The organism is Shewanella cutis, assembly GCF_022410515.1.
Classification (GTDB): Bacteria; Pseudomonadota; Gammaproteobacteria; order Enterobacterales; family Shewanellaceae; genus Shewanella; species Shewanella cutis.
This window is the reverse complement of record NZ_JACSDI010000016.1, coordinates 37,714-48,854: the sequence shown is the minus strand read 5'-3', so window position 1 is coordinate 48,854 and position 11,141 is coordinate 37,714. Positions and strand designations below refer to the sequence as shown.

At 44.5% G+C, this 11,141-nt stretch carries 11 protein-coding genes; 5 read left to right on the top strand and 6 right to left on the bottom strand.

Features of this window, described 5'->3' with window-relative positions; translation table 11 throughout:
• Nucleotides 1-31 precede the first annotated feature (31 nt).
• The 5 genes from H9J30_RS16885 to H9J30_RS16865 form a co-directional block, all read right to left on the bottom strand.
• A complete protein-coding gene (locus H9J30_RS16885; protein ID WP_240132073.1) occupies nt 32-319 on the bottom strand; it encodes a hypothetical protein in 288 nt (95 codons plus the stop codon).
• Nucleotides 320-497: 178 nt separating this feature from the next.
• Nucleotides 498-935 carry an OsmC family protein gene (locus tag H9J30_RS16880; protein ID WP_240132072.1) on the bottom strand — a complete coding sequence of 146 codons (438 nt, stop codon included), beginning with the start codon at nt 933-935 and terminating at the stop codon, nt 498-500.
• Nucleotides 936-1,048: 113 nt separating this feature from the next.
• Nucleotides 1,049-1,402, bottom strand: coding sequence for a DUF3325 domain-containing protein (locus H9J30_RS16875; RefSeq protein ID WP_240132071.1), 354 nt, complete (start codon nt 1,400-1,402; stop codon nt 1,049-1,051).
• A complete protein-coding gene (locus tag H9J30_RS16870) occupies nt 1,399-3,081 on the bottom strand; it encodes a PepSY-associated TM helix domain-containing protein (RefSeq protein WP_240132070.1) in 1,683 nt (560 codons plus the stop codon). The genes H9J30_RS16875 and H9J30_RS16870 overlap by 4 nt, the downstream gene beginning before the upstream one ends.
• 1 nt (nt 3,082) lies before the next feature.
• Nucleotides 3,083-3,451: a DUF3649 domain-containing protein gene (locus H9J30_RS16865; protein ID WP_240132069.1), complete on the bottom strand. Its 369-nt coding sequence runs from the start codon at nt 3,449-3,451 to the stop codon at nt 3,083-3,085.
• A 379-nt stretch (nt 3,452-3,830) separates the two neighbouring features.
• Here H9J30_RS16865 and H9J30_RS16860 point away from each other — a divergent pair, with 379 nt between their 5' ends.
• The 3 genes from H9J30_RS16860 (at nt 3,831) to H9J30_RS16850 (ending at nt 6,268) form a co-directional block, all read left to right on the top strand.
• The gene (locus H9J30_RS16860) at nt 3,831-5,399 is read left to right on the top strand and encodes a methyl-accepting chemotaxis protein (RefSeq protein ID WP_240132068.1); all 1,569 of its coding nucleotides are present in this window, start codon (nt 3,831-3,833) and stop codon (nt 5,397-5,399) included.
• 232 nt (nt 5,400-5,631) lie between these two features.
• The gene (gene hpf, locus H9J30_RS16855) at nt 5,632-5,988 is read left to right on the top strand and encodes a ribosome hibernation-promoting factor, HPF/YfiA family (RefSeq protein WP_011073262.1); all 357 of its coding nucleotides are present in this window, start codon (nt 5,632-5,634) and stop codon (nt 5,986-5,988) included.
• An 85-nt stretch (nt 5,989-6,073) separates the two neighbouring features.
• Nucleotides 6,074-6,268: a cysteine hydrolase family protein gene (locus tag H9J30_RS16850; protein WP_240132067.1), complete on the top strand. Its 195-nt coding sequence runs from the start codon at nt 6,074-6,076 to the stop codon at nt 6,266-6,268.
• 112 nt (nt 6,269-6,380) lie between these two features.
• Here H9J30_RS16850 and H9J30_RS16845 read toward each other — a convergent pair whose 3' ends face one another.
• Nucleotides 6,381-7,103 (bottom strand): YebC/PmpR family DNA-binding transcriptional regulator, encoded by a 723-nt coding sequence (locus tag H9J30_RS16845; protein ID WP_240132066.1) that lies wholly within the window; start codon nt 7,101-7,103, stop codon nt 6,381-6,383.
• Nucleotides 7,104-7,491: 388 nt separating this feature from the next.
• On the opposite strand from H9J30_RS16845, the gene H9J30_RS16840 reads away from it, so the two are divergent.
• Together H9J30_RS16840 and H9J30_RS16835 are read left to right on the top strand one after the other, a co-directional pair.
• Nucleotides 7,492-9,060 carry a methyl-accepting chemotaxis protein gene (locus H9J30_RS16840; RefSeq protein WP_240132065.1) on the top strand — a complete coding sequence of 523 codons (1,569 nt, stop codon included), beginning with the start codon at nt 7,492-7,494 and terminating at the stop codon, nt 9,058-9,060.
• 452 nt (nt 9,061-9,512) lie between these two features.
• Nucleotides 9,513-11,084: an LVIVD repeat-containing protein gene (locus H9J30_RS16835; protein WP_240132064.1), complete on the top strand. Its 1,572-nt coding sequence runs from the start codon at nt 9,513-9,515 to the stop codon at nt 11,082-11,084.
• Nucleotides 11,085-11,141 lie beyond the last annotated feature (57 nt).

The window sequence follows — 11,141 nt, the reverse complement described above, 5'->3', positions numbered from 1 at the left end:
CATTTGCGCCACTGTTGCTTCCCTTACTGAGTCACTGTGGCTCATCGTCGGTCGTAGGTGCAGAAATCCCCTCGTTGGTTCCCATAGCGATACTGGTCATATCCGAAGCAACCTGAGATTTCATCTTTGCGGCTTGGATATTGGTGTATTGCTCCACGCCAGCCTTTATATTACCAATTTCTGGCGTATTCGGTTGTGGAATAGGGGCAACCCGTGTCAGTTCTTTGGCCTCATAGGAAAGCGTCACTATGGTGGGCTTAGACGAAGCGGGATTAGTGACGTTTGGCGTCGATCCTGCGGGCATCGATATGCTTGTCATATGGCATCGAATTACTGCTATAGAATTGGATCTGCATGATTGACCTCACTCGTAATGGTGTTACTTAAGTTTGGCATACAGTAACGTAACTAGATTTAAGCTGAATGAGTGTGATGAAATGAAAGAGCGATACAGAGGGGCATCGGGCAAGTTCATCTGCATGAACTTGCCCAAAGGATTAAAACTTAATTTGAATATCTGTGGCTAAGGTATTGGCAATAAAACAGTTTGCATGAGCTTTTTCGTGAATTTTCTCAAGGGTTTCTTGTGTGACTTCTACACCATCTGCAAAGACTATCTTAGGATTTAAAATCATTTTCGTGATGGCGAGCTTACCCGCTTCATTTTTTCCTAGTTCAGCCGAGGCTTCATCGACATAGGATGCAACAGGAAGGCGCTTAAGGTGAGCAATTGCGAGAAAGGTTAGCATATGGCAGGACGAGAGGGCTGCGAGCAGGCTTTCTTCTGGGTTGACAAAGTGTTCATTACCCTTGTATTCAGGGGCTGAAGAGGCATGAATCGTTTGGCCGCTGCCAAAGGTAATGCTGTGATCGCGGCAAAATTCGCCTTCTTCGGCAGGCGAAGTTTGCCAATTTACCGTTAAATTAAAGCCCATAGTTTTCTCCTCATTGCAGGACATGAGGGCACTATAACTTAGCTAAAAAGACTTCTCCAGCATGGTGCGCACAGTTTAGTGCGCCCAGTTTGATAGATAATCTGTTTTAATACTTATTGTATTCCACCGCTTAGTAATAAGGTGCCAGTCAATACACTGCTGGTCACTATGCCGACGGGCAGATGACGAGGGCTATAACTCAAAGTCAAAATCACCAACATAGCCGCAAGGGAGATAATTCCCATAAACAGAATACTGCCATAGGTCCAGCCTTGCCCGTGGGCGCAGGTACTTAAACTTATGATCAGTAACAGCCAGGCAAATAGGGTCAGAAGACGACTTTGCCACTGTGAAGGCGGGCGTTTAAACACATCCTTAAAATGACCAAACTTTGCTAAAGCAAACAGTGCGAGGGAAAGATAGCTTAGCCCTAAAATACCAAGGACGGGGATAAATGCTGGCATCATGATTTTACTTCCTCCAAGGGAGATGATGTGGCAAGTTTGGTGGCGTAACGGGTATCTAGCGATTTTGGGATGACTTTTTTATCCGAAGCGACATTTTTTCGATTCGGTTTTTGAAGTGTTTTCACCATCACAGAGAGTTTGGTGCTCGCAAAAAGCATGGCGCCGCCAAATAAAGCCGCAAACACATCAAAACCAACCAAAGCCCATTGTTGAGACTGGATATTATCAATAAAGTGGCTTGGCGATGTGAAGGCATTGAGGATAGGCAGTGCACAATAGAGTGCGCCAATCAGCATGAGAGCGACTTGCCAATGGCGTCTGCTTCGTCCGATAAATGCCCATATACCCATGGCGCAAAGGGCGATAAAAAAGCTGTGCACTTCCCATGCTGAACGGGTTGCAAAATCGGCAGGCAAGAGACGATTTGCATAGCAAAATGCTACGGCGCCCAATGGCAAGCCCAAGATAAACATAAAGTTTAACCCTTCGACTAAGCGTAGACCTAGGCCGACTTTCTCTCCTTTTTCTATCGTTTTTTGCTGTTTTTGACGCAAACGAATCGCCCACATTAAGGTGCCGGTTGCTACCATGGCGCAGCCGAGTAAGCCACAGAAAAAGAATAAAATGCGCAGTAGCGGCGCGGCAAAACGTGCTGTATGTAGCGACATCATCGTATCGTAGGTGACAACGGCACCTGATACCTCATGGGGGCTGGCATATTTGAGTTCTCCCGTGACGCCGCTGAATACTAAGAGTGTCGATTCATCTGTCACGTCTTTGCCGGTGTTTTGGTAAAACGTGACTTGGCTATTTTGATCTTTGGGATTTGAAACCATCACCTGCTTAATCGGTGCATCACCCCATTGGACTTGAACTTGAGGTAATAATTGGCTTAGTCGAACTTGCTGCGCGCTGATACCAGAGGCTTTTTCAGTTTGTCTTGCCGGATTGAGTTCTTTTGAAAATGCTTGATTATCCTCGGGATAGGCTGTAGTTACCGTCCAGGGAATGTAGATCAGCATTAAGGTAATGAGGCCAGTATAGGTAATCATCAGATGATAGGGCAGAGCAATCACAGAGCTGACATTATGTGCATCTAGCCAAGAGCGGGCGCCCTTGTTTTGACGAAAACTAAACAGATCTTTAAAGATACGCTTATGGATAACGATACCGCTGATCAGGGCGATCAACATAAACATAGTACAAACACCCACAATATAGCGCGCAGTAATGGCTGGCATATAATGTAGGTCGAAATGTAAGCGATAGAAGAAGTCGCCGCCGCGGCTGTCACGCACATGGGTAATCATGTCGCTGCCATCCGCAAGCGCGGTATGTTGCTCGATTTTGCCACGTCGTTGGCCTTTTTCGGGGGGCAGTTGCCAAGCAAAATTGAGCATTGGGTTGCGCTGTGTCGGAAAGTTAATCAACCAGCGTTGTGCCTCTGCGGGAGAGTGGCTCTCGATATAATCTTGACCTTTATCAAGCTGGCTGACTACTTGGTTTGCTTGATAGTCTTGAAATGCGCCGCGGTGAAGTTCTGGCTCAGCCCATAGGCTGATTTCATGGCGGAAATAGCTCAAGCTGCCAGCAAAGAAGATCAGCAATAATACCCAGCAAACGAGCAAACCCGCCCAAGTATGGAGCCAAGATAAGGTTCTAAAAAAAGTTTCTTTCATCTTACTGTCCACACACCTTAAGCAGAGCAAAACACAGGAGGCTAAATAACGTCAAATCCCGCCACGCATGCCAGGTTTTACGAACACAAAAAGCATAAATAATGGCGATGGCATAAAATAAAAAAGCCAACATATTGGCTGTTAAAGTACTTTCAAAGCGCGGCATAGGTAGCACTTGGGTAAGCAAACAGGCCAGCGTTGCTGCAGCAACATAGCCCGCTAGCAAGGCGGCACTTGCACGCACAAACACCTGCAAACCAAACTGAGTTCGCTCTTGTTTTATCCAGCGAATGGCGGCTTGAACATAACCCGAAAGAGGTCGAACGGTTGTCGCTGATATGGGTGAATTTGATGTTGGGATTTGTGACATAAGTGCTATTTATTTCAGTCAATTAAATCTGTTAAGGCAAATACCAATCTTGCTATGGTTAAAGGCGATTAGCTTTTGTCATGAGGTATTTGGCGATTTTCCGAAGATTATAACGCATTTAATTTAAATGATAAACAATATCATTTGCATTTATTGACTCTGCGCACAAATGTAGCCAACACATTTTGATGACTTGCTCGCGTTATCATTAACCCTGTGCGATATGTCACAAATGTTTGGTTTTATTAATGAGATTGATATTACTTGTTTGGTATTTGGTTAAATTTTCTGCTTCCAGTGTGAACTTAATCAAAGTAGGTATTCTGTCGTTTTGGCAAAATCCTGTGCAACTTTCACTTGGAGTCAATTCGATATCCCTATGCAAACACATTCAAAAAAAGGTGAAAAACACCTATCTGAAAACGCGATACTTCTCTCTACGACCGATCTGAAAGGAAATATTAAGTACGTTAATCAAACCTTTTCGCAGATAAGTGAATATAGCGTTGCTGAGTTGCAAGGGAGTCCACACAATATGGTGCGCCATGAGGATATGCCTGCCGCTGCCTTTAAAATGCTTTGGGATAGAATTAAAACTGGCAAACCTTGGATGGGGATCGTCAAAAATAAGACCAAAAATGGCAATTATTATTGGGTAAATGCCTATGTCGCGCCTGTGTATGAAGATGGTAAAGTCCATGAATATCAATCGGTTCGTCGTCAGGCTACTCCAGAGCAAATCAGGGCAGCAGAAGAGGTTTATCAGGCAATCAATCAAGGTAAACAAGCTAAGACATTAAAAAAAGACCGATTAGGATTTAGGGGGAAAATCCTCACCGCTATGTTTGTTGCTATTGCTGCAACGGCATCTCTGGCGTGTTATTCCCCCCTTTTAGCGGCTCTTGTGGGTGGTTTAATAGCTTGGTTTTTGTGGTACAAGCTGATGCAGCCTTTGCAGGCATTGGTTAGCGTTGCCACTAATATTATTGATGATCCTGTGGCTATGGGAATTTATACCGGTAGACAGGATGAAATCGGTAAAATTGATCTTGCTCTACGATTTTTAATCTCTGAAATCGGTGGTGTCGTGGGCCGTATGGCAGATTCAGCCAGTGAAATTCAAGAGCAGAGTGTCAATCTTAAACAAACCATCACCAATACCTGGGAACATGCCGATAGTCAGAGCGCACAAACCACACAGGCGGCGACGGCGATGGAGCAAATGAGCGCCAGTTTTGCTGAGGTGACGGATAATATCCACCGCACTGCATCTGAAATGGTCTCCAGCCATGAAGCAGCGCAGCGCGGCCATTCACGGCTCGAAACTGTCATTGAGGCGATTCACCAACTGAGTGTACAGGTGAGCCATTTTTCCGATGTGGTGCAAACGATAGAGCAAGATAGCCAAGCAATTCATCAAGTATTAGAGGTTATCCGCGCTATTGCTGACCAGACTAACCTGTTGGCGCTCAATGCGGCGATTGAAGCGGCGCGGGCAGGGGAAAGCGGCCGGGGTTTTGCGGTGGTTGCCGACGAGGTGAGACAATTATCGAGCCGCACCAGCCAATCGACATCGCAAATTGAGCTGATTGTGAGTCGCTTTAAAGACAGTACCCAAAGAGCGACCTTAACGATGACGGCTGGGCAAGAACAGGTTAAACGCTCCGTTTCCTTAGCGCAGGATGCCAGCGTTGCTTTTGGTGAGCTATTGTCCTCTATCTCCCGAATCAATTCCTTAAGTGATGATAATGCGGCGGCCATGACCCAACAGACAACCGTGGCGGCAGAGATTAGCCGTGCAATCCATGTGATCAGCGATTTAGCTCAACAGAGTCTACAGCAGACTCAAGATGCCGCGGCAAGGGGGGAGCAGGTATCACGTTTGTCTACCAAAACTCATCACCTCTCGCAGCAATTCTGGCAGCAGAGCGTACAGCGTAAGTATTAAATTATTTGAATCGAGCTGGTTGATTGGATTATGCCTGCTGTTTACAAATCAACCAGTTACTCATTTTTATAGTTCCCTTACAGTGTTGTTTCTTTGATAGGGCTCACATTTAGCGACTGCTAATAACTGTTTCACTCGAAATATTTGCCTTGGGGGCTTGTGTTTTATTTGCCATGCCCCAAGCTCTAACTGTGAAGCGAAAAAAAAGTAAAGACTCTAAAAGGGACAACCTATGAAAATTAATCTTTCTGGTCACCATGTCGATGTTACTGATTCTGTAAAAGAACACGTTAACGAAAAGTTTTCTAAAATCGCCACTCATTTCCCCACTCTCATCGGGCTCGATATCATTATTGCTAAGGAGCATGGCGAGTTTCAGGTTGAAATTAGAACAAATTACGAAGGCAGTCGCATCTCCGCCTCTGGTACGGATGAAGTCATGTATCCCGCGATTGCAAATGCCGCCAAAAAACTTGATGCGGCACTTAAACATCGCAAAGGTCAGCTAAAGGCGGATTTACATGAAAAACCGACTTGTACTACGCCACCTATTGCCCATGAAATCATCCAAGAGATGGATTTGCGCTAGTTTCTGCAGTACTGAGCAGATTGAAAAGGGCCTTTAAGGCCCTTTTTCGTTGGTGTTGTTTATTACATTAACCTGAGCTCGATGTATGGACTCCATCAACAATCCTAAAGTGGATAATATCTTTGATAAAACTAAGCCTAGTTGTTTTTCTCAAACGGGGTTTGCCGAGGCGTTAGCCCATCAGGGGATTACTGACTTAGTGATAGTAGGAATGAAGACTCAATATTGTATCGATACCAATTGTCGGATTGCAGCTGAACTTGGTTGGAGAGTGGTATGAGTCGCAGATGCTCATACTTGTATGGATACGGCGTAACTCTCGGCGTAGGCAATTAATGCCTGCAAATAAAAACGCAGCTCAATGGCTGCGTTTTTATTTAGTAAGATTTTAATTAATCTTGAATTTCAGCATTGTGATACACGTTTTGCACATCGTCACAATCTTCTAAAGCGGCGATAAATTTGTCGAATACCGCCACATCTTCACCAGACACTGGGGTCATGGTTTGGGGCACGAAAGTGATGTTCTCTACTTCGAAGTTGATATCTGGTATCGCATCTGTCAGCGCAGTTTTTACTTTGAAAAACTCGGTGTGCGGTGCGATAACGCTGATCATGCCATCTTCTACTTCGACATCGTTCACATCGACATCGGCCATCATTAGAATTTCGAGGATGGCATCTTCATCTTCACCGGGGAAAACGAACACGGCAGATTGGTCAAACATATGGCCTACGGTACCGGGTGTGCCGAGTTTGGCATCGTTTTTCACAAAGGCTTGACGCACTTCGGTGAAGGTACGTTTCACGTTATCGGTTAAGCAGTCCACAATAACCATGCAGTTACCTGGGCCGAAACCTTCATAACGGGCTGTATCATAATCTTCACCGCCACCACCTTTGGCTTTATCGATAGCACGCTCGATAACGTGGGCTGGTACTTGATCTTTCTTCGCGCGCTCAATTAAGCGACGCAGTGATAAGTTACCATCTGGCTCGACACCACCTTGCTTGGCGACTACGTAAATTTCCTTACCGTAGCGCGAGTAGAGGCGGGTTTTCTGGCCAGCTGTTTTCGCCATAGATTCTTTACGGTTTTGATATGCTCTGCCCATCTTGATCTCGTTAGCTCAAAAAAATTGCGCCGATATTAGCAGTTTTCTGGCGGTATGTGCAGTCACTCTGCTCGGAATTATTGCCAATAAAGCGATGAATACCACATTTTGTCAGCTAAAAATGACGGGCATTTTTGGGGCTATTTATTGAATAATTCTGCCAAATCTATACTAAGGTCTAATGCCATAAGCGCGATAGAGCACTGAAGATAGGCTATCGCTCTAAAATAATGCATGAGTGAATAGTTCAATTTAGTCAGAGAGATACAATCACTTACGTCGCTTTCAAATTTGTCTATTTACTTGCTGTAGTGGCTCAAATAGCAATGGATGGCAAGTGAATATTTGTATCTCATTTTGCTTGTACCTTTTCTCGGTGAGAAACAATATGGAATTACAGCATAAAATCATCATCGCACTGAGTTTGGTCTTGGTCGTATTTTGTAGCCTTTTACTCAACACCATCTCCCTCTCTGGTTTGACACATGCCTTGGTTTTAGGGGGGATCGTTTGTGTTTGGGTGTTATGGATTGTGAAGCGTGTTTTGAGTCACAAGGCGCAAACACTAGAGAAAGATATTATTAAACTCAATAGGTTAAGCTCCGCTGAACATGACATTAGTGTCCAAACCAGTAAGATTGCAATTGGTTCTGCTGAGGTCTCACATTTTATTGATTTATTGAATAAATCCATTGAGTCTAATGGCGAACATGCGAGTGCTATCGCGGTAGCGGCTGCGCAATTGAGTAATACGACTGCCTTGCTTGGTGATAATGCGAGTAGCATTTTAGTCCAAACTCAGGAGGCAGAGCGCTTGAGTGTGCAAGGCCGAACTCAAGCACAAAAGGGCGTGTCTGCTATCGAATCATTAAATACGGATATCAACACAGCCGCTTCGCAAGTGCTGGCCTTAAAGTCAAAAGCTGAACAAATTCAAAAAATCACCGAAGTCATAAATGCGGTGGCTGAACAAACCAACTTACTGGCGTTGAATGCGGCCATTGAAGCGGCGAGGGCGGGAGAGCAAGGTCGTGGTTTTGCGGTAGTGGCAGATGAGGTGCGAAGCCTTGCCGGAAAAACGGCAGGTGCAACTCAGGATATCGGTAAGATGTTGCTCGAAATTCGTGCCCAAACAGATAAAAGTTCGGCCTTAATGGAGCGAGTAGTGTTACAAACTGCTGATGTGGTTAGGGCGATGGCGGCGTTAGATAGCCATTTTACTGATATCTCAACCTCTGTGACTCACTCGGCGCATGCCCTCGGGGATATGGAAGGCTCGCTTAAACAATATAATCACACCACCAATGAGATTAGTACCTCGGTAGCACAGATCCGAGACTCATTGACAGTGACGGCTAGACAAAGCATGGTGGTTTCTGAGCAGGCGTTTACTCTCACATTAACAACGGAAGGTATATTTAAAGCGCTGTCGCACTGGGACACTCAAACCTTTGATCAACAAGTGCTATTACTCGCTAACGAAGCGGCAAAAGCTTGCGGCGAGAAACTTGCTCAGGGATTAGCTAACGCGAGTTTTACTGAGGCGGAACTCTTTAATCCTAAATATCAGCCTATTGCGAATACCCAGCCACAAAAATATACCACTGCATTTGACCGCTTCACCGATCAATATTTTCCCGCCATTCAAGAACCGATTCTTGCTAAACATAGTGAGATTATTTATGCCGGAGCCGTTGATAAAAAAGGTTATTTCCCAACCCATAATAAGCGCTTTAGCCAAACATTAACCGGTAAAGTTGAGGTTGATATGACGCAAAATCGCACAAAACGCTTATTTAACGATCCTACCGGTATCCGCTGCGGGACCCATACAGATCCCGTATTACTACAAACCTATAAACGAGATACTGGTGAAGTTATGCATGATTTATCAGTACCTATTTATGTGAATGGCAAACATTGGGGCGGATTTAGAGTCGGGTTTAAAGCGAAGTAGAGGAGCCTTAATCGTTTTTTTACGCTGTCTATGATATTGAGTTACTAGTTTATAACCCTGAAAGGTAGGGTGCTTACCCACAATATTCATTAACGCAGATGATTAGAATCAATGCCTCGGTTATAACAAAAAAGTGATGACATATATCTATAAAGTTATTTGTTTGTTAGGGCCGTTCTTTTTAGTATTGATTTTGCACGAAAAATTCCTCGCTTGAAGTTAGGGTGTATTTTGCACTGTTCCATTCGGAAAGGTTAGTTAAGTATATGAAAAAAAATAAGTTGAATATATTCACTAGGCTATCGTTGTTAAGTGTAACTATTGCACTATCAGTCTCCACGCAGGCAGAAGACAAAAGCGGGGCGATAGACATACAAGACAAGTGGGTTAAGCGTGTGACGGAACTTGTTGGGGACAAATCTCCAAAAGAACCTTCAAAAAACTCATACGGAATGGACCCTAAAACGGGTCTATTTATTCATCCTAAAGCGACGGTACATACTTATGAAAGCCGGCCCTTTAAGGGACAGCTCGATTATTGGGATAAAGAACAATATATTAAAAATATGAAGGTTGAGGCTTATTACCCAATAACCGTCGAACCTTTTCATACTTGGCAGAATATTGTTGATTTCGATGGTCGCCGTTATCTGTATCAATATGTGCGTCGCGATTTAAAAATTTTCGATATTACTGAGCCGAAAAACGTCAAATTATTATTAACTCGTGGCCATACCTGGGGAGCAAATGGTCCAGATGAAGCTGAGCAAAATCCTTACCCTGAAGCGGATATGTTTGGCGCGGCGTCCATTCAATGGAATGACAAACTAGGCAAAATGATCATGGTGCAATCATTTGAAATTCGCCGTTTTGGCTTATTGCACGATAAATTAAGGGAACCCGATAAGGTTGATGCCATTCGTCATGCTCCCCATTTGAAGGGATTTAAAGTGTATGAAATGAATGGTCCCTTGCCTGCAGACTGGAAATTACTTGCCGAGCGCACCACGGATGTCGGTCATCCCGATGCACCTATTGGTAAGCAGCAAGGCTCTGGCGTAAGAGATATTCCTGCGTATTTTGGCGGTGATGTTATGTATGTGTCGGCGGCGCCGGATTCAAGCTATGCCTTAACTGAATATGGCAACGACTTGTATTCAGCAGGATATCAATCTTGGGATATGTCTGATCCATCGAACCCTAGATTTTTAAATCAATTGACTGTACCGGGGCAAATTGCTTTTGATCCTGTCCATGAGGCGGCTTACAAAGACAATCCTCGTGCGGGAAACCGTACCTCTTGGATGGGTTCTCGAATGCCACTGTTTATCCCTAAATCGGCCGAAAAGGGGGGGAAATATGCTTATGCTGCGATGGGGGGATTGGGATTTTATGTTGTGGATATCTCAGATCCTAAACAGATGAAAGTGGTCAGTCACTTGAACTTTACCCCAAGCGTGGCGGGCACTGAAGGGGATTTTATCGATGTGTCACAGGTTGAAAAAACGGGGATTGTTTATTTTAGTGGCTATCCGCTTAATGAAGACTGTTTTGAGCCCTATAAAGATGTGCACATGATTGATGTGAGCGATCCTGTTAATCCTAAAGCTATCGGCGTATTGCCTAGGCCTACGCCGCCCAAAGAAGCTAAATTTACCGATTTTTGCCAACGTCGTGGCAGTTTTGGACCAAAGAGAACTGGTTATTACACTCAACCGGGGACGCCGCGTGATGGCATTTTACCTTTTAACTTCTACAATGCTGGCCTACAGGTATTTGATGTAAGCGATATCAGCAAACCAACCATTACAGCTTATTTTGTTCCGCCATTTAATGAAGATAGGGTGGCCGAATATGCGCGGGGGAATTTATCCCACAGCGTGTATGTTGAATACGATCGCAATTTGTTCTGGCTATTTACTAACCACGGTTTTTATGCGTTATCAAGCCCAGTGCTGGGTGAGCCAAATTTAGGTGCGCCTAAAACGCCTTGGCCTGTGCGGCCTTCTCATAAAAAAAACTAACTGACTGAAATCATTCAATCAACCTTGGTTTTTCGTTGCAATTAAGGTTGTAAATGT